The organism is Variovorax sp. OAS795 (genome assembly GCF_040546685.1).
Lineage (GTDB): Bacteria > Pseudomonadota > Gammaproteobacteria > Burkholderiales > Burkholderiaceae_C > Variovorax.
The window spans coordinates 4,839,264-4,856,577 of the sequence record NZ_JBEPOH010000001.1; the positions used below are offsets into that span (position 1 = coordinate 4,839,264).

Below are 17,314 nucleotides of genomic sequence, written 5' to 3' on the forward strand. Positions count from 1 at the left end.
CATCGGTCGCTTGCCGAGTGCAACCCGGCATGCATAATCGACTCAGTTCAAAAATTGGGGTTTGATTATGCTCGACCGGGACGGCTTCAGGCCCAACGTCGGCATCATCCTGCTCAACCAGAGAAACCAGGTTTTCTGGGGCAAACGCATACGCACGCATTCTTGGCAGTTTCCGCAAGGCGGCATAGACCGCGGCGAAAGTCCGGAGCAAGCCATGTTCCGGGAGCTGCATGAGGAAGTGGGGCTCCATCCGGAGCACGTGCGCATCGTGGCCCGTACCCGCGACTGGTTGCGCTACGAGGTGCCGGATCGGTTCATCCGCCGTGACGCACGGGGCCACTACAAGGGCCAGAAACAAATCTGGTATTTGCTGCAACTCATCGGCCACGACTGGGATCTGAACCTGCGTGCCACCGACCATCCTGAATTCGACGCTTGGCGCTGGCACGACTACTGGGTGCCGCTCGACGTGGTCGTCGAGTTCAAGCGCGGCGTCTACGAAATGGCGCTGACCGAGCTTGCTCGCTACCTGCCGCGGCAGGATTTCCGCAACCGCTTCCTGCGCAGCAACGTGCGCGCCCGTGAATTCGAGCGCCACACGCCAGACGGCGGTGCACCCGCAGGCCTGGACCTGCCGCCCGGCGGCAGTTTCGACCCGCATCCCGACATCAACACCGCGAGCGATGAACCTTCTCCTCCCAGCAAAACGCCTTTCTTTCCGTCGCAACGCTGAACGCATCCTTCTGCTTGCATGCTTCGGCGTCCTCGCCGGCTGTGCCTCGGGCAACCACGACACCGAGAACCCCGATTGGGCGCAGTCAGGCATGCCGCCACCGCCCAAGCGGTCGGAGGCCGATGCCGAGTGGGTGGAAACCGCCGCCCCACCGCCGCCGGCTTTCAGCGAAAGCCGCCTGCTGCCGATCGAGATGCCTCCGTACATGAGCCTGAAATTCGGCATCGACCCGAGCACGATCGCGATCACCCGCGATGGCATCGTGCGCTACGTGGTGGTGGCGCAGAACCGCAGCGGCGGCGGCGTCAATGCGTTCTATGAAGGCGTGCGCTGCTCGACCGCGGAAGTAAAGAGCTACGCCCGCTACAACAACGGCGCATGGCAGGAAACCAAGACGCCGGAGTGGAAGCGCATCAACGACCTGAACTCGCGCTACGCCAAGGCGCTGTCGACCCAGGCGCTGTGCCGCGGCAACGCGCCGCGCAACTCGGTCGGCGACATGGTCCAGAACCTGCGCAATCCGGTTCGCGAAGTGCAATAGACCGGCAACGGGGCATCGCGCCCCGTTTCTCATCAGCTGGGCATCAGCACCATGTTGTCGCGGTGGACCATCTCGGGCTCCGCCACGTAGCCCAGCAAACGCTCGAACTCGCTCGACGGCTTGCGGCACAGCAGCCGGGCTTCGACGCTCGAATAATTGGCCAGGCCGCGGGCCAGCTCCGCACCGTCGACATCGCGCACCGCGATCACGTCGCCGCGAGAGAATTCACCCGACACGCTGGTCATGCCGATGGGCAGCAGGCTCTTGCCCTCGGCGCGCACCTTGGCTGCAGCGCCGGCATCGACCGTCACGGCGCCTCGCAATTGCAGGTGGTCGGCCATCCAGCGCTTGCGCGCCTGGTGCTTGGCCGTTTGCGCCACCAGCAGGGTGCCGATGGGCTCGCCGCGCGTGAGGCGCAGCAGCGCATCGGGCTCGCGTCCCCAGGCGATGACGGTGGAGGCGCCCGACCCGGCCGCCCGCTTGGCTGCGAGGATCTTGGTGATCATGCCGCCGCGGCCGATGCTGGAGCCCGCGCCGCCCGCCATGGCTTCCAGTGCCGGGTCGCCGGCGGCCGCCTCGTGCACGAATTTCGCTTCCGGGTCCTTGCGCGGGTCGGCCGTGTAGAGGCCCTTCTGGTCGGTGAGGATGATCAACGCGTCGGCCTCGACCAGGTTGGCCACCAGCGCGCCGAGCGTGTCGTTGTCGCCGAACTTGATCTCGTCGTTGACGACGGTGTCGTTTTCGTTGATGACCGGCACCACGCGCAGCCCGAGCAGCGTGACCAGGGTCGAGCGCGCATTGAGATAGCGTTCGCGGTCGGCGAGGTCGGCGTGGGTCAGCAACACCTGGGCGCTGCCGATCTCGTTCTCGCGCAACTTGGTCTCGTACATCTGGGCCAGGCCCATCTGCCCGACGGCCGCGGCGGCCTGGAGTTCATGGATTTCATGCGGCCGGGTACGCCAGCCGAGCCGCTTCATGCCTTCGGCGATGGCGCCGCTGGACACCATCACGACTTCGCGCCCACCCTGCACCAGCACCGCCAGCTGCCGGCACCACTCGCCGATGGCGGCCTCGTCGAGCCCGCGCCCGTCATTGGTCACGAGGCTGGAGCCCACCTTGACGACGATTCGGCGGGCATCCCGCAATGCAGTGGATCCGGAATTCGAGGTCATGGAGGGCTGTGCGGTCGTGTCGTGAATACGGGATGTGCGGCTGTTCGTGCAATTGCACCGGCTGGCGGTGCTCTGGTTTTTTCCCCAGGCCGTCAGGTCGGATCGGCAGATGGCGGCAATTCGGCAAAGCGCGGGTCGACTTCGACCGGCACCTGCTCGGCCACCTGCTGCGCCTTGATGTGCTGGTAGACCGCCTGCACCAGGTGCTCGCAGCCCTCCCGCGTGAGCGCGGAGATCTCGAACACCGGGCCCTTGAAGCGCATGCGCTTGACGAATTCTTTTACGCGCGCCGCGCGTTCGTCGCCGGGCACCATGTCGAGCTTGTTGAGCACGAGCCATCGCGGCTTCTCGTAAAGCGCGGTGTCGTACTTCTTGAGCTCGCCGACGATGGCCTTGGCCTGTGCCACCGGATCGACGGCGTCGTCGAAAGGCGCCATGTCGATCACGTGCAGCAGCAGGCGCGTGCGCTGGAGGTGGCGCAGGAACAAGTGGCCAAGGCCCGCACCTTCCGATGCGCCTTCGATCAGGCCGGGAAGGTCCGCCACCACGAAGCTCTGTTCCGGGCCGACGCGCACCACGCCCAGGTTCGGGTGCAGCGTGGTGAAGGGATAGTCGGCGATGCGCGGACGCGCGTTCGAGATGGCGCTGATCAGGGTCGACTTGCCCGCATTGGGCATGCCGAGCAGGCCGACGTCGGCGAGCACCTTGAGCTCGAGCTTGAGGCTCTTCTTCTCGCCGGGCCAGCCTGGCGTCTTCTGGCGCGGCGCGCGGTTGATGGCGCTCTTGAAGCGCATGTTGCCGAAGCCGCCGTCGCCGCCCTTGGCGATGGTGACGACCTCGCCTTCCTTCAGCAGCTCGTACAGCACCTCGCCCGTCTCGGCGTCGGAGATGATGGTGCCGACCGGCATCTTCAGCACGATGTCGTCTCCGGCGGCGCCGAACATGTCGGAGCCCATGCCGTGCTCGCCGCGCCTGGCCTCGTGGCGGCGCGAGTAGCGGAAATCGACCAGGGTGTTGAGGTTGGAATCGGCCACCGCGTAGACGTGGCCGCCGCGGCCGCCATCGCCGCCGTTTGGGCCGCCGAATTCCTTGTATTTTTCATGACGGAACGACACGCAGCCGTTGCCGCCATCGCCAGCGGCGATGTCGATGAAGGCTTCGTCGACGAACTTCATGGGGTATCCAGTGTACAAATGAAGAAGCCCCGGCAAAGCGGGGCTTCGAGCTGATCGAAGTGACCTGGGCTTATGCCGCGGGGGTCACGTTGACCATGTGCTTGTTCAGTGCGCCCTTGAAGCCGAACGACACGTGGCCGTCAACCAGCGCAAACAGCGTGTGGTCCTTGCCCACGCCGACATTCACGCCGGGGTGGAACTGGGTGCCGCGCTGGCGCACGATGATCGAGCCTGCGCTGATCAGTTCGCCGCCGAACGCCTTCACGCCGAGCATCTTGGGCTTGGAATCGCGCCCGTTTCGCGTTGAGCCGCCGCCTTTTTTCTGTGCCATGGAATCTGCTCCTTAGCCGGCGATCGCGCCGATTTGCAGTTCGGTGAACTGCTGGCGATGGCCTTGACGTTTCTGATAATGCTTGCGACGGCGCATCTTGAAGATGTGCACCTTGTCGTGCTTGCCGTGCGACAGTACCGTGACTGTCACCGTTGCGCCGGACACCAGGGGCGTACCGACCTTGATTTCGCTGCCGTTGCCGACTGCGAGAACCTGATCGATCACGATTTCCTGGCCTACATCCGCAGCAATCTGTTCTACTTTAATTTTTTCGCCGGAAGCAACGCGATACTGCTTGCCGCCGGTTTTTATGACCGCGTACATGTGAACCTCTTGGGAATATGAGCTCCGCGGCGAATTCCGCAGAGCCCAAGATTCTAGCACGGTATGCGTGCGCTAACATGGTTTGGCGTGGGTCGTGCCGGGATCGCACGCGCTGCTCCCTATAATCTGCGCCTTTGCGGCCTTGTGCCGCTGCCACCTTCGTATTCAGACGCGCCGCGCGCAAACGCTTTGCCAGTTCACGCCGCCGATACCTCCCCCACCGCCACCGTGCTGGATTTGATCGCCGGCGACATGGTCGAAGTCGACCGTGTGATTGCGCGGCGCCTCGATACCGGCGTACCCCTGGTCAGCCAGGTTTCCAAATACATCATCTCCGCGGGCGGCAAACGCCTGCGGCCTGCGCTGCTGCTCCTGATGTCCGGCGCCCTCGGCTACACCGGCGAGCAGCGCTTCAACCTGGCAGCGGTGGTGGAATTCATCCACACCGCAACGCTGCTGCATGACGACGTCGTGGACGAATCGACCCTGCGCCGCGGACGGCCCACGGCCAACGAATCGTTCGGCAACCCCGCCAGCGTGCTGGTCGGCGACTTCCTCTACTCGCGCGCCTTCCAGATGATGTTGGATGCAAACAACATGCGCATCATGCAGATCCTGGCCGAGGCGACCAACGTGATTGCCGAGGGCGAAGTGCTCCAGCTGATGAACATGCACGACGCGTCGCTGGACGAGGCCGCCTACCTGCGCGTGATCCGCTCCAAGACGGCCAAGCTGTTCGAAGCCAGCACGCGGCTTGCGGCCGTGCTCGCGGGCGCCACGCCCGAAGTGGAGGAAGCCTGCGCCACCTACGGGCAGGCCCTCGGCACGGCGTTCCAGGTGATCGACGATGTGCTCGACTACGCCGGGGACGCCCACGAAACCGGCAAGAACGTGGGCGACGACCTGCGCGAAGGCAAGACCACGCTGCCGCTGATCTTCGCCATGCAGCGCGGCAGCGCCGACCAGGCCGCGCTGGTTCGCGCGGCCATCGAGGCGGGCGACACGGCCCAACTGGGCAAGATCGTCGAAATCGTCCACAGCACGGGTGCGCTGGACGCCTCGCGCGCGGCCGCGGCCGACGAGGCAAAACGCGCGATTGATGCGCTTCGCGACTTCCCGTCGAATTTGCACGCCGACGGTTTGCTACAATTGGCGGCTCAGTTGCTTGAGCGACGTGCCTGAACACCTCACCAGAGTTGGCAAGGACGATTTTCTCTTTTTTGCAACCAAATCGGGGTGTAGCTTAGCCTGGTAGAGCGCTACGTTCGGGACGTAGAGGCCGGAGGTTCGAATCCTCTCACCCCGACCAGTCTTTTCGGCTGGCACCAATAATGCCCATGCCTGTTGCTGCGTAGCGATTTACATGGCGAGGGCGTTCAGCGATGATCGTGAAGCACTTTTTCACATCTCTTGCAATTCCGCTGAATGGCCGCTGCCGAACTTCCTGTTAAAGAAAATACGCAAATCGCCCTGCCGGGCCTTGCGCGCGCATTGGTCTCGGCCGGCAAGCTGCCGGCAAAGGCTGCGGAAGACATCTATCAGAAGTCGCTGAGCGGCCGCACCAGCTTCATTGCAGAGCTGACCGGCAGCGGGGCCGTGTCGGCCGCCGACCTGGCCCACACCCTTTCCTCGGCGTTCGGCGCTCCTTTGCTCGACCTGGACGCCATCGACCACCAGCGCCTGCCCAAGGACCTGCTCGACCCGAAGCTGTGCCAGGCCTACCGGATCGTGGTGCTCAGCAAGCGCAACAACCGTCTCATCGTTGCAACGGCAGACCCTTCGGACCAGCAAGCGGTCGAGAAGATCAAGTTTGCCTCGCAGATGGGCGTGGACTGGGTCATCGCCGAATACGACAAGCTGTCGCGCATGATCGAAGCCGCCGCCGTCACTGCGTCGGAAAGCCTCAACAGCATCGTCGGAACCGTGGAGTTCGAGTTCGACGACGTTGCGGCCGATACGTCGGGCGATGCGAACGAACAAGCCATCGCCGAGGTGGATGACGCGCCGGTTGTCCGCTTCCTTCACAAGATGCTGCTCGACGGCGTCAGCATGCGCGCCTCGGACATCCACTTCGAGCCCTACGAGCACAACTACCGCGTGCGCTTTCGCATCGACGGCGAACTGCGCGAGATCGCGAGCCCGCCCACGCTCATCAAGGACAAGCTCGCCTCCCGTATCAAGGTGATCTCGCGGCTCGACATCTCGGAGAAGCGCGTGCCGCAGGACGGCCGCATGAAGCTCAAGATCGGCCCGGACCGGGTGATCGACTTTCGCGTGAGCACGCTTCCCACGCTGTTCGGCGAGAAGATCGTGATCCGTATTCTCGACCCGAGCAGCGCGCGCCTGGGCATCGATGCGCTCGGCTATGACGCCGACGAAAAGGAGCGGTTGCTGAACGCGATCGGCCGCCCTTACGGCATGGTGCTGGTGACCGGACCCACGGGCTCGGGCAAGACGGTGTCGCTGTACACCTGCCTGAACCTGCTGAACCAGCCCGGGGTCAATATCGCCACGGCGGAAGACCCGTCCGAAATCAACCTGCCCGGCGTGAACCAGGTGAACGTGAACGAGCGCGCCGGCCTGACCTTCGCGACGGCGCTGCGCGCTTTCCTGCGGCAGGATCCCGACATCATCATGGTCGGCGAAATCCGGGACCTCGAAACCGCCGACATCTCGATCAAGGCCGCGCAAACCGGCCACCTGGTGCTGTCGACGCTGCACACCAACGATGCGCCGACCACCCTCACGCGCATGCGGAACATGGGCATTGCGCCGTTCAACATCGCATCGAGCGTGATCCTGATCACCGCGCAGCGGCTGGCCCGCCGCCTGTGCCATGCGTGCCGCGCGCCGGCCGATGTGCCGCGGCAGGCCTTGCTCGACGCGGGCTTCAAGGAAGCGGAACTCAACGGCACCTGGAAGCCGTACCGGCCGGTCGGCTGCGCTGCGTGCAACGGCGGCTACAAGGGCCGGGTCGGCATCTACCAGGTGATGCCGATTTCCGAGGCCATCCAGGCCATCATCCTGCGCGACGGCAGCGCGCTGGACATCGCCCGCCAGTCGGAAGCCGAGGGCGTGCGCTCGCTGCGGCAGTCCGGACTCAGAAAAGTCATGCAAGGTCTCACCTCACTCGAAGAAGTGGTGGCTGTCACCAACGAATAACGCACACACTGCAAGAAATCGGAGATCGAATGGCAACAGTGGCATCCACCCGTGGCTCAAACACGCTCAAGGAATTCGTCTACGAGTGGGAGGGCAAGGACCGCAACGGCAAGCTGGTGCGCGGCGAGCTCCGGGCCGCCGGCGAGAACCAGGTGCAGGCCGCCCTGCGGCGCCAGGGCGTTCTCGCGTCCAAGGTCAAGAAGCGCCGCATGCGCTCGGGCAAGTCGATCAAGCCCAAGGACATCGCGATCTTCACGCGCCAGCTGGCAACGATGATGAAGGCCGGCGTGCCGCTCTTGCAGTCGTTCGACATCGTCGGCCGTGGCAATGCGAATCCGAGCGTTGCCAAGCTGCTCAACGACATCCGCAGCGACGTGGAGACCGGGACCTCGCTTTCCGCCGCCTTCCGCAAGTTTCCGAAGTATTTCGACAACCTCTACTGCAACCTTGTGGAGGCCGGCGAAGCGGCCGGTATCCTGGAAGACCTGCTGGACCGGCTGGCCACCTACATGGAGAAGACCGAGGCGATCAAGTCCAAGATCAAGTCGGCCTTGATGTATCCGACCTCGGTGGTCGTGGTCGCGTTCGTGGTGGTGGCCGTCATCATGATCTTCGTGATTCCCGCGTTCAAGCAGGTGTTCACGTCGTTCGGCGCCGACCTGCCCGCGCCGACGCTGTTCGTGATGGCCATGAGCGAATTCTTCGTCTCGTATTGGTGGCTGATCTTCGGCGTGATCGGCGGTGGCTCCTACTTCTTCCTGCAGGCCTGGAAACGCAATGAACGGGTACAACGATTCATGGACCGCGCGCTGCTGCGCGTGCCGATCTTCGGCACCCTGATCGAAAAATCGTGCGTGGCCCGCTGGACCCGCACGCTGGCCACCATGTTCGCCGCCGGCGTTCCGCTGGTGGAGGCGCTCGATTCGGTCGGCGGCGCGTCGGGCAACACGGTGTACAGCGATGCCACGGCCAAGATCCAGCAGGAGGTCTCCACCGGCACCAGCCTCACCACCGCCATGACCAACGTCAACCTGTTCCCCTCGATGGTGATCCAGATGACGGCCATCGGCGAAGAGTCCGGCTCCATCGACCACATGCTCGGCAAGGCCGCGGACTTCTACGAATCCGAGGTGGACGACATGGTCGCGGGCCTCTCCAGCCTGATGGAGCCCATCATCATCGTGTTCCTGGGCGTGATCATCGGCGGCATCGTGGTGTCGATGTACCTTCCCATCTTCAAGTTGGGCCAGGTCGTCTGATGCTGGTGTCGCAGGAGATCGACGCCGCTTTTGCCGGCGTCCTCGGGTTGCTGGTCGGCAGTTTCCTCAACGTCGTGATCTACCGCACTCCGGTGATGATGTACCGGGAATGGCTCGGCGACGCCGTCGCCAACCTGATGTCGTCCAAGGACATGCCGTCGCTGTGGTCGCTGGTGTTCGGCGCCAAGACAGCGCCGCCGCAAGGCCTCGAAGCCGCGGCGGACAAGGCAGCGCTCGCGATCGAAGGCCTGCCGCCCTTCGACCTGGCGCGCCCGGCTTCGCGCTGCGGGGCCTGCGGCCACAAGATCCGCTGGTACGAGAACATTCCGGTGCTGAGCTATCTTTTCCTGCGGGGCCGCTGCGGTGCCTGCAAGACGTCGATCAGCTTGCGTTATCCGCTGGTCGAACTGATCACCGGTGCGCTGTTCGCTCTTTGCGCCTACCGCTTCGGGGTCACGCCGACCGCCGCACTCTGGGCCGCTTTCGCGGCGCTGCTGATCTGCCAGTTCCTGATCGATTTCGACACCCAGTTCCTGCCCGATGCGCTCAACTATCCGCTGCTCTGGCTGGGCCTTGTCGGCGCGGCCATGGGCTGGACCGGCGTCGCGCTGAGTTCGGCGGTCTGGGGGGCCGTGTTCGGCTACCTGAGCCTCTGGCTTGTGTACCATGGCTATCGCCTGGTCACGGGCAAGGAAGGCATGGGACATGGCGACTTCAAACTGCTCGCAGCGCTCGGTGCCTGGCTGGGGGCCGACTACCTCATTGCCATCATCCTCGTCTCGTCGCTGGTGGGCGCCGTGATCGGCCTGACACTGCGCCTGATCGGCAAGCTGGCGCACAAGGACATCCCGATGGCCTTCGGTCCCTTCCTGGCCGGCGCCGGCCTTGTCTGCCTCGTTGCGAGCCCCGAGCTCGTGCGGCAATGGATTCCCTTCGCCTTCCCCCTTGGCGCATTCGCCCGCTGAAAGGCCAGTGATGCGGCGCATCGGCCTGACCGGAGGCATCGGCAGCGGCAAGAGCACCGTCGCCTCACTGCTGGTGGCAGAGGGTGCGGTGCTGGTCGACACCGACGCCATCGCGCGCCGCATCGCACAGCCCGGAGGCCTTGCAATGCCGGCCATCGAAGCCGCCTTCGGGCAGTCCGTCATTGCGTCCGACGGTGGCCTGGATCGGGCAGGCATGCGGCAACTCGTGTTCTCCGACCACAGCGCAAGGAAGCGGCTCGAATCCATCCTCCATCCGCTGATCGGCGCCGAGACGGAGCGAATGGCAGCGGCCACGGGGCCGGGTGCCGTGGTGGTGTTCGATGTTCCGCTGCTGGTCGAATCAGGCCGCTGGCGGGCCAACGTTGACCGGGTGCTGGTGGTGGATGCGAGCGAGGAAACCCAGTTGCGGCGCGTCGTGGCACGCTCCGGATGGACGCCCGAAGCCGTGCACGCGGTGATCGCCCAGCAGGCCGCACGCAGGTTGCGCCGGGCCGCCGCCGACGCGGTCATTTTCAACGAGACGCTCTCGCTGGAGGAACTCGGTGTCGAGGTCCGGAGTCTGTGGAAGCGGTGGGCATCGCCCGGCACGCGATAATCCGAGACTTGCCGCCAGAGCGGCCGCATAACGACCAAGACAAAAAGGCGCTCGCCGGAGTGCCCCTCCTCCCGCGATGCTTTTCAATTCGTATCCCTTCATTTTTGTCTTTTTTCCGCTGGTCCTGATCGGCTTCTTCCTGATCGGCAAGCGCAACGCCCGGTCCGCAGCCGGCTTTCTCGCCCTGGCCTCGCTGTTCTTCTACGGCTGGTGGAGCGTCAAGGCGCTTCCGCTTCTGGTGGCGTCCATCTGCATCAACTACTGGTTCGGCCTGCACCTTTCGCCCGCGCCCGGCCGGGACGACCGCAAGCGCAAGACGCTCCTGGTGGTGGCGCTGGTCGTCAACCTGGGCGTGCTCGCGGTCTTCAAGTACGCCAACTTCTTCGTGTCGAACGTGAACGAAGGCCTGGCTTCGGCCGGCCTGTCGCAGATTCCGCTGCTGCACATCGTGCTGCCGATCGGCATCTCGTTCTATACCTTCACCCAGATCGCATTCCTGGTCGATTGCTGGCAGGGCAAGGTGCATGAGCGCAGCTTCATCCACTACGTGCTGTTCGTCACCTACTTTCCGCATTTGATCGCGGGCCCGGTGCTGCATCACGCGCAGATGATGCCGCAGTTCGCGAACCCGGCCACCTACCGGCTCGACCCCAACAAGGTGGCGCTCGGCGTGGCGATCTTCACCTTCGGCCTCGCGAAGAAGCTGCTGATCGCCGACCCCATGGGGCAGTACGCCGACATGATGTTCAACGGCGTGCACAAGGGCATCGAGCCCACGCTCTATACCTCGTGGTTCGGCGCGCTGGCCTATACGCTGCAGATCTATTTCGATTTCTCGGGCTACTCCGACATGGCCGTGGGCCTCTCGCTGTGCCTGGGCGTGCAGCTGCCGCTCAACTTCCGCTCGCCCTACAAGTCGACCAACATCATCGAGTTCTGGCGGCGCTGGCACATCTCGCTGTCCAACTTCCTGCGCGACTACCTCTACGTGCCGCTGGGCGGCAACCGCAAGGGCCCGGCGCGGCGCTACCTGAACCTGTTCCTCACGATGCTGCTCGGCGGGCTCTGGCACGGCGCCGCATGGACCTTCGTGATCTGGGGCGCGATGCACGGCGTGTTCCTGATGATCAATCACCTCTGGAATGCCAGGGTGCGGCGCAATGCCAAGCCGGGACGCGTGGCCCACGTGCTGGGTTGGCTGCTGACGTTCCTTTGCGTGGTGGTGGCCTGGATCGTCTTCCGCGCCGATGGCGTGCACACGGCCATGGCCATCTACAAGGGCATGCTCGGCATGCACGGCGCCCCGGCTTCGGCGTTCAGCGAGCTGGGTCCCGTGCCGTTCCGCAAGCCCGAGTTCTTCCAGACCATGCTGGTCGGCATCATCATCTGCCTTGCATTGCCCCCGACGATCTCGCTGGAGCGCTGGATTCCCCATCCGAAGGCGGTTGCGGGCCAGCCCGTCATGGCCTGGGTCTCCTCGGCCGTGCTTGCGATCGGCACCTTCCTGCTCTTCGCCTGGTGCGTCTCGAAGCTGGGCAACTACAGCCCGTTCCTCTATTTCCAATTCTGATTCGACATGACGACGCCCGCCAAAGTCTGGCTGCGATTCTTTCTCTTCGGCTACGTCGCCCTGATGGCGCTGTGGATCGTTTCGCTCACCAGCCCCGTGCCCTACGGCGACCTCACGCGGATCGGGCGCCTGTCCGAACGCGAATTCGGCTGGACCGACCCGCCGCCCAAGGTCGATCCCGCCTTCCTGAAAGGCACGCCGGTCGACAAGGCCGACATCCTGGTCATCGGCGACAGCTTCTCGATGACCTTCCGCTGGCAGTCGGTGCTTGCCAAGGCGGGCTACCGGGTCTCGACCACCTACTGGGGCCAGTACGAGAACGCGCTGTGCAGCGACTTCGACCAGTGGATCGAGCGCACGGGTTTCAAAGGCAAGCTGATCATCATCGAGAGCGTGGAGCGCCTGCTGGGCGACCGGACCAAGGACAGCGTGAAGTGCCAGAAGATGATCCGGCCCTATGACGCCATGGACCATCCGCTGATCACGCCCGACGAGACCGTGCCCAGCCCCGCGCCCAACTGGAACGTGCAGTTCTTGACGGGGATCACGACCTACTACAACACCTGGAAAGCGAAAAATTCTGCAACAGACGTCCACTTCGACTGGAACACCTGGGTCCGGCCGGTGCCTGACGGTTGCAAGCTCTTCTCGCACCGCTCCTGCGACAAGATGCCTTTTTTCGCCGAAGATGACGACAACGGCCCGCTGACTCCCGCGCACCTGGAGTGGATGAAGAATTTCACAAAGGCGCACGGCAAGCTTCCTATCATGTGGATGGTGATTCCCAACAAGACCACCGTGTACCTGAAGCCCGACTACTCCAAGGATTTCGAGGCAGGGTTCCGCGCCTCCGGCCTCGGGCCCGATCTCTACGCCTTCACGCGCGAAAAACACACGCAGATACGGGACTTCTATTTCTCGAACGACACCCACATGTCCATGCACGGCCAGCTCGCGCTGGGCGAACGCATGCTCGCCGCCGTGCGCGAAGTGCTGCCCACGCCTCCATCGAAATCGCCCTGAAGCTATGATGGCCCGTCAGGAAACCGGCACATACGCGTGATCCTCTACGAGTACCCCTTCAACGAGCGCATCCGCACCTACCTGCGGCTGGAGCACCTGTTCCGCCGCCTCGGGGAACTGGTGCCCTCCGAGTCCGCGCTCTCGCATCACTACGCGCTCGTCACGATCTTCGAGATCATGGACGTTGCCGCGCGCGCCGACCTCAAGGCCGACGTGATGCGCGACCTCGACAAGCACAAGAACGTCTTCAACGGGTACCGCGGCAATCCGGCCATCGCGGAGGCCGTGCTCGACCAGGTGGTGGCCCAGCTCGAGCGCAATTTCGCCACGCTCAACGGTGTCGCCGGCAAGGCCGGCCAGGCCCTGACCGAGAACGAGTGGCTGATGAGCATCCGCAGCCGCGCGGGCATTCCGGGCGGCACCTGCGAATTCGACCTGCCTGCCTACTACGCCTGGCAGCACCGCAGCGCCGCGAGCCGCCGCGCCGACCTCGAACGCTGGTCCGCCACGCTGTCGCCGCTGGCCGAATCCATCTACCTGCTGCTCAAGCTGCTGCGCGATGCCGATGTGCCGTACAAGGTCATCGCCTCGGGCGGCCAGTTCCAGCAGAACCTGCCGCAAGGCCGCAGCTTCCAGCTACTGCGGCTGCGCATCGACCCCGCGCTCGGGCTCATTCCCGAGATCAGCGGCAACCGGCTCATGGTCTCGGTACGGCTGATGCGGCACGAAGCCGACGACCGGCTGCACCCGAGCACGGACGACGCGGCATTCGAACTCACCCTTTGCGCATGAGCAGCCCCAGTCCGGCCGCTCCGAAGGGGGCTCGCACCGCAGTGCGGAGCACGGAGGCTACCTGATGAGCGAAGTGAACAAGATCGGCGAGCGGATCGTCCGCTGCCCTGCGTGTGGCGGCGACAGTGTCTACGCCGAGAGCAATCCCTATCGCCCGTTCTGCAGCGCTCGCTGCAAGGGCATCGATTTCGGCGCCTGGGCCAGCGAAGAGTTCCGCATGCCGACCGAAGCGCCGGCCGATGACGAGCCCTTCGGCGATCCCACGAAGGTCCAGTAGGCGCGTGTTGCGCTACGGCCCCAGGAAGACGCGGTCCATGTAGTCTGCGTACCGGCGAACGTACGCCGGGCGCAGGTGCTCGCGGTCCTTGTAGGCCGGCGCATCGTCGACGGTGGCGCGCAGGCACTGCCCCTTCTCGCACAGCCTTGCCATCGGCTCGATGGGTTCGGCTCCGCTCGAAAGCGCGATCGCGCGCAGCTGCTCGTTGAGCCGCGCCTGTTCGGCCGGCAGGGGCGCCACGGGGGTGCTGGTGAGCGCCACCATCCTGCCCATGCGGCTGCCTTCGATGAGGCGCCGCGGTTCGAAGTCGGGGCCGCTCGCATTGTCCAGCAGCAGGTAGACCTTCTTCTTGTGCTGCACCAGCTGCGCCAGCAGCTTCTCGAGCGCCGCCAGCGAGCGCCCGAGGCCCGCGCCGCCGTTGTTCACGAGGTAGGCCGAAGCACCGTCCTGAAAATAGAACGGCAGCGGAAAGTCGCCCGTGAAGTAGCAGTTCCAGCAGGCGCCGACCACCACCGTGTCGATCTGCGGATCCATGGCCAGTGTCAGCATTTCGCGCCGCGCCTGGCCGCAGCCGGGGTTGCCCTCGGCCACCATGCCGGGCACCGGCGGGCAGGCGCCGTAAGTCGCGAAGTACGCCGTGGCCATGCGCTCCGGGGTGCTGCGTGCGAGCGCCAGTGCGCGCGGTGCATATTGCTGAACGTGGCTGTCGCCGATCAGCAGGACCTTGCGCGGTCCGTCGCCCACGCGCTTGACCGGAAAGGCGCCGAGCTTCTGCTGCGCGAAGCCGGCGTAGTAGTTGTCGTCCGCCGTGGCATCGGTCACCTTGCGCAGCAGGTCGCTGCCGTTGCGCGGCGGCATGCCACCCAGTGCCAGCAGTCCGGCCAGGGCAATCGCCATGCTGCCGCCCACGAGCGTGCGCAGCATGCCAAGGTTCGCGCGCGCCCGCGTGAAGCGCTCGACGAACCGGTAGGTGAGCCAGGCCAGCGCCACGCTCGCCAGCACCATGGCCGCACGAACCCATGGCGACGGTTCGCCTTCGTTCACGATGCGTGCGTAGACCAGCAGTGGCCAATGCCACAGATAGAGCGGATAGCTGATGAGTCCGATCCACACCATCGGACGGCTGGCGAGCACATGCCTGTTCAGCACCCCCGTGGGTCCGGCCGCGATACAGCTTGCCGCGCCCAGCGTGGGCAGCAGCGCCCACCAGCCCGGAAACGCCTTGTCGCTGCGCGTCATGACGAGCCCCAGCACGATCAGCCCGACCCCCACGCAAGACTGCAGGTGGCTGCGCCAGGCCGGCATCGGCCCCCTGGCAGGCCCCAGGCGCATGCAGGCCAGGATGCCGCCCACCATCAGTTCCCAGAAGCGCGAAGCGGGCGAATAGAACGCCGCCGTGCGAAAGGGATGGATCGTCAGCACATTGACCAGGAACGAAACCACCGCCAGCGCCCACAGCACCCGCAGCACCGGCCAGCGCCGGCGCCACGCCAGTGCGAGCAGCAGCGGCCAGACGATGTAGAACTGCTCCTCGATGCCCAGCGACCAGAGGTGCAGCAACGGCTTTGTCTCCGCGGCTGTATCGAAATAGCCGGCCTCGCCCCAGAAGATGAAGTTGGCGATGAAGGCGGCGCCGCCGGCCGCCTGCTTGCCGAGTTCGGTGAACTCCCTGGGCAGGAGCGCGAACCAGCCGAAGGCGAGTGTGGCCAGCAGCACCAGCGTCAGCGCAGGAAAGATCCGCCGGATGCGCCGCGCATAGAAGTCGCGGTAGCTGAAGTCGCCCGCCGCCTGGCTCTGCATGATGATCGTCGTGATCAGGAAACCCGAGATCACGAAGAAGATGTCGACGCCGATGAAGCCGCCCGGCAGCGCGTCGGGAAACGCATGGAAGGCCAGCACCGAAGCCACCGCCACGGCACGCAGTCCGTCGATGTCGGCGCGGTACTTGGGATGCAACATGCCGTGCCTCAGGCCCGCGGTGCGCGTGCGCCCGACCGCGCGGCCCTGTCCATCAGGCCAGGGTCGAAACCGCCAGCGCCGCCGACGCAGGCAGCCCGCGTTCCTGGGTCAGCCACTCGAGCACCGGCAGCGCACCCGGCAGCACCGGCGCCACGTCGAGCGGCAGCTGCTGCCAGCGCATGGCCTGCCCTTCGCGCATCTCGAATTCGCCGCTCCAGGACGTGACCTTGCACCAGTGCAGCCGCACCAGCGCATGCGGATAGTCGTGCTCGGTGACTTTCCAGACCTCGGCAGCGGCGATGGTGATGCCCAGCTCTTCGTGCAGTTCACGGCGCAGGGCCTCTTCCACCGTTTCGCCGGCCTCGATCTTGCCGCCTGGAAATTCCCAGTAGCCTGCATAGGCCTTGCCTTCGGGCCGGGTCGACAGCAGCAGGGCATCGTCGTGCGGGCGAATCAGCACGCCCACTGCCACCTCGGTGTGCTTGCGATCCTGGGGTTGCGGCTGTGCGCTCATGCAGAAGCCCGCCCGGCGTAGTCGCGCGCGAACTGGTAGGCCACGCGGCCGCTGCGCGAACCGCGCTCGAGCGCCCACACCAGCGCCTCGGGCCGAGCCGCCTCGATGGCCGCGGCATCCACGCCGAACGACGACAACCACTCGGCGACGATCGCCAGGTACTCGTTCTGGCTGAAGGGATAGAAGCTCACCCACAGGCCGAAGCGCTCCGACAGCGAGATCTTCTCCTCGATCACCTCGCCGGGGTGCACTTCGCCGTCTTCGGTGTGGGTGTAGCTGAGGTTGTCCTTCATGTATTCCGGCAGCAGGTGGCGCCGGTTGCTGGTCGCGTAGATCAGCACGTTGGGCGTGGCCGCCGCAATCGAACCGTCCAGGATCGACTTCAGCGCCTTGTAGCCCGGCTCGCCTTCGTCGAAGCTCAGGTCGTCGCTGAACACGATGAATTTTTCGGGCCGCTGCGACACCACCTCGACGATGTCGGGCAGGTCGGTCAGCTCGGCCTTGTCGACCTCGATCAGCCGCAGCCCCTGCGGCGCGTAGGCCTGCAGGCAGGCGCGGATGAGCGACGACTTGCCGGTGCCGCGCGCACCCGTCAGCAGCACGTTGTTGGCCGGCTTGCCCTCGACGAACTGCCGCGTGTTGCGCTCGATCTTTTCCTTCTGGACGTCGATTTCCTTCAGCGAATCGAGCGCCATGCCGGCCACGTGCATCACCGGCTCGAGCACGCCGTGGCCCGAGCTGCGGCGGCGGTAGCGCCAGGCGATCGACGCGTTCCAGTCGGCCGGCGCCGAAAGCGGCTGCGGCAGGATCGACTCGATGCGGCCGATCAGCTGTTCGGCACGCTCCAGCAGCTTCTGGAACTGCTCGTTCATCGACGCCCGCCCGGCCGCCCGAAGGGCGT

At 65.1% G+C, this 17,314-nt stretch carries 18 protein-coding genes and 1 tRNA gene; 12 read left to right on the forward strand and 7 right to left on the reverse strand.

The window, feature by feature from the left end; translation table 11 throughout:
* Positions 1–67: 67 nt before the first annotated feature.
* Positions 68–733, forward strand: a complete 666-nt coding sequence (locus ABID97_RS23390; RefSeq protein ID WP_354401845.1) for an RNA pyrophosphohydrolase — start codon at positions 68–70, stop codon at positions 731–733.
* A 91-nt stretch (positions 734–824) separates the two neighbouring features.
* Positions 825–1,274: a CNP1-like family protein gene (locus tag ABID97_RS23395; RefSeq protein WP_354401104.1), complete on the forward strand. Its 450-nt coding sequence runs from the start codon at positions 825–827 to the stop codon at positions 1,272–1,274.
* A gap of 32 nt (positions 1,275–1,306) precedes the next feature.
* Here the strand turns inward: ABID97_RS23395 and proB are convergent, their stop codons facing one another.
* The 4 genes from proB to rplU all read right to left on the reverse strand — a co-directional run bounded on the left by proB (position 1,307) and on the right by rplU (position 4,276).
* A complete protein-coding gene (proB, locus tag ABID97_RS23400; protein WP_354401106.1) occupies positions 1,307–2,446 on the reverse strand; it encodes a glutamate 5-kinase in 1,140 nt (379 codons plus the stop codon).
* A gap of 92 nt (positions 2,447–2,538) precedes the next feature.
* Entirely contained in the window at positions 2,539–3,621 is a 1,083-nt protein-coding gene (cgtA, locus tag ABID97_RS23405) for an Obg family GTPase CgtA (protein WP_354401108.1), read from the reverse strand.
* 70 nt (positions 3,622–3,691) lie between these two features.
* Positions 3,692–3,952, reverse strand: coding sequence for a 50S ribosomal protein L27 (gene rpmA, locus ABID97_RS23410; RefSeq protein WP_354401110.1), 261 nt, complete (start codon positions 3,950–3,952; stop codon positions 3,692–3,694).
* Positions 3,953–3,964: 12 nt separating this feature from the next.
* Positions 3,965–4,276, reverse strand: a complete 312-nt coding sequence (gene rplU / locus ABID97_RS23415) for a 50S ribosomal protein L21 (RefSeq protein ID WP_307699372.1) — start codon at positions 4,274–4,276, stop codon at positions 3,965–3,967.
* A gap of 189 nt (positions 4,277–4,465) precedes the next feature.
* On the opposite strand from rplU, the gene ABID97_RS23420 reads away from it, so the two are divergent.
* The 10 genes from ABID97_RS23420 to ABID97_RS23465 all read left to right on the forward strand — a co-directional run bounded on the left by ABID97_RS23420 (position 4,466) and on the right by ABID97_RS23465 (position 13,940).
* A complete protein-coding gene (locus tag ABID97_RS23420) occupies positions 4,466–5,458 on the forward strand; it encodes a polyprenyl synthetase family protein (RefSeq protein WP_354401112.1) in 993 nt (330 codons plus the stop codon).
* Positions 5,459–5,508: 50 nt separating this feature from the next.
* A tRNA-Pro gene (locus tag ABID97_RS23425) sits at positions 5,509–5,585 on the forward strand.
* 116 nt (positions 5,586–5,701) lie between these two features.
* Positions 5,702–7,438: a type IV-A pilus assembly ATPase PilB gene (gene pilB, locus ABID97_RS23430; protein WP_354401114.1), complete on the forward strand. Its 1,737-nt coding sequence runs from the start codon at positions 5,702–5,704 to the stop codon at positions 7,436–7,438.
* 29 nt (positions 7,439–7,467) lie between these two features.
* Complete coding sequence (locus tag ABID97_RS23435) at positions 7,468–8,697, forward strand: type II secretion system F family protein (protein WP_354401116.1); 1,230 nt, start codon at positions 7,468–7,470, stop codon at positions 8,695–8,697.
* Positions 8,697–9,662 (forward strand): prepilin peptidase, encoded by a 966-nt coding sequence (locus ABID97_RS23440; RefSeq protein WP_354401117.1) that lies wholly within the window; start codon positions 8,697–8,699, stop codon positions 9,660–9,662. Before ABID97_RS23435 ends, ABID97_RS23440 begins: the two co-directional genes overlap by 1 nt.
* A 10-nt stretch (positions 9,663–9,672) precedes the next feature.
* A complete protein-coding gene (gene coaE, locus ABID97_RS23445) occupies positions 9,673–10,278 on the forward strand; it encodes a dephospho-CoA kinase (RefSeq protein ID WP_354401119.1) in 606 nt (201 codons plus the stop codon).
* 76 nt (positions 10,279–10,354) lie between these two features.
* Entirely contained in the window at positions 10,355–11,848 is a 1,494-nt protein-coding gene (locus ABID97_RS23450; RefSeq protein WP_354401120.1) for an MBOAT family O-acyltransferase, read from the forward strand.
* Between the two features lie 6 nt (positions 11,849–11,854).
* A complete protein-coding gene (locus ABID97_RS23455) occupies positions 11,855–12,871 on the forward strand; it encodes an alginate O-acetyltransferase AlgX-related protein (RefSeq protein ID WP_354401121.1) in 1,017 nt (338 codons plus the stop codon).
* A 36-nt stretch (positions 12,872–12,907) separates the two neighbouring features.
* Positions 12,908–13,663: a cell division protein ZapD gene (zapD, locus tag ABID97_RS23460; protein WP_354401123.1), complete on the forward strand. Its 756-nt coding sequence runs from the start codon at positions 12,908–12,910 to the stop codon at positions 13,661–13,663.
* Positions 13,664–13,727: 64 nt separating this feature from the next.
* Positions 13,728–13,940, forward strand: a complete 213-nt coding sequence (locus tag ABID97_RS23465) for a DNA gyrase inhibitor YacG (RefSeq protein ID WP_354401124.1) — start codon at positions 13,728–13,730, stop codon at positions 13,938–13,940.
* Positions 13,941–13,952: 12 nt separating this feature from the next.
* Here ABID97_RS23465 and ABID97_RS23470 read toward each other — a convergent pair whose 3' ends face one another.
* From ABID97_RS23470 to ABID97_RS23480, 3 genes are read right to left on the reverse strand one after another with little or no spacing between them, the layout of a single operon-like run.
* Complete coding sequence (locus ABID97_RS23470; RefSeq protein WP_354401125.1) at positions 13,953–15,899, reverse strand: acyltransferase family protein; 1,947 nt, start codon at positions 15,897–15,899, stop codon at positions 13,953–13,955.
* Between the two features lie 52 nt (positions 15,900–15,951).
* Complete coding sequence (locus ABID97_RS23475) at positions 15,952–16,413, reverse strand: (deoxy)nucleoside triphosphate pyrophosphohydrolase (protein WP_354401126.1); 462 nt, start codon at positions 16,411–16,413, stop codon at positions 15,952–15,954.
* Entirely contained in the window at positions 16,410–17,285 is an 876-nt protein-coding gene (locus ABID97_RS23480) for an ATP-binding protein (RefSeq protein ID WP_354401128.1), read from the reverse strand. Before ABID97_RS23480 ends, ABID97_RS23475 begins: the two co-directional genes overlap by 4 nt.
* Positions 17,286–17,314 lie beyond the last annotated feature (29 nt).

Excerpts from the sequence above, each read along its gene's own strand:
- coaE (WP_354401119.1), top strand. The coding sequence starts at position 9,673 with ATGCGGCGCATCGGCCTGACCGGAGGCATCGGCAGCGGCAAGAGCACC.
- ABID97_RS23390 (WP_354401845.1), top strand. The coding sequence starts at position 68 with ATGCTCGACCGGGACGGCTTCAGGCCCAACGTCGGCATCATCCTGCTC.
- ABID97_RS23470 (WP_354401125.1), bottom strand. The coding sequence starts at position 15,899 with ATGTTGCATCCCAAGTACCGCGCCGACATCGACGGACTGCGTGCCGTG.
- rplU (WP_307699372.1), bottom strand. The coding sequence starts at position 4,276 with ATGTACGCGGTCATAAAAACCGGCGGCAAGCAGTATCGCGTTGCTTCC.
- ABID97_RS23475 (WP_354401126.1), bottom strand. The coding sequence starts at position 16,413 with ATGAGCGCACAGCCGCAACCCCAGGATCGCAAGCACACCGAGGTGGCA.
- pilB (WP_354401114.1), top strand. The coding sequence starts at position 5,702 with ATGGCCGCTGCCGAACTTCCTGTTAAAGAAAATACGCAAATCGCCCTG.
- cgtA (WP_354401108.1), bottom strand. The coding sequence starts at position 3,621 with ATGAAGTTCGTCGACGAAGCCTTCATCGACATCGCCGCTGGCGATGGC.
- rpmA (WP_354401110.1), bottom strand. The coding sequence starts at position 3,952 with ATGGCACAGAAAAAAGGCGGCGGCTCAACGCGAAACGGGCGCGATTCC.
- proB (WP_354401106.1), bottom strand. The coding sequence starts at position 2,446 with ATGACCTCGAATTCCGGATCCACTGCATTGCGGGATGCCCGCCGAATC.
- ABID97_RS23395 (WP_354401104.1), top strand. The coding sequence starts at position 825 with ATGCCGCCACCGCCCAAGCGGTCGGAGGCCGATGCCGAGTGGGTGGAA.
- ABID97_RS23465 (WP_354401124.1), top strand. The coding sequence starts at position 13,728 with ATGAGCGAAGTGAACAAGATCGGCGAGCGGATCGTCCGCTGCCCTGCG.
- ABID97_RS23450 (WP_354401120.1), top strand. The coding sequence starts at position 10,355 with ATGCTTTTCAATTCGTATCCCTTCATTTTTGTCTTTTTTCCGCTGGTC.
- ABID97_RS23435 (WP_354401116.1), top strand. The coding sequence starts at position 7,468 with ATGGCAACAGTGGCATCCACCCGTGGCTCAAACACGCTCAAGGAATTC.
- ABID97_RS23440 (WP_354401117.1), top strand. The coding sequence starts at position 8,697 with ATGCTGGTGTCGCAGGAGATCGACGCCGCTTTTGCCGGCGTCCTCGGG.
- ABID97_RS23480 (WP_354401128.1), bottom strand. The coding sequence starts at position 17,285 with ATGAACGAGCAGTTCCAGAAGCTGCTGGAGCGTGCCGAACAGCTGATC.
- ABID97_RS23455 (WP_354401121.1), top strand. The coding sequence starts at position 11,855 with ATGACGACGCCCGCCAAAGTCTGGCTGCGATTCTTTCTCTTCGGCTAC.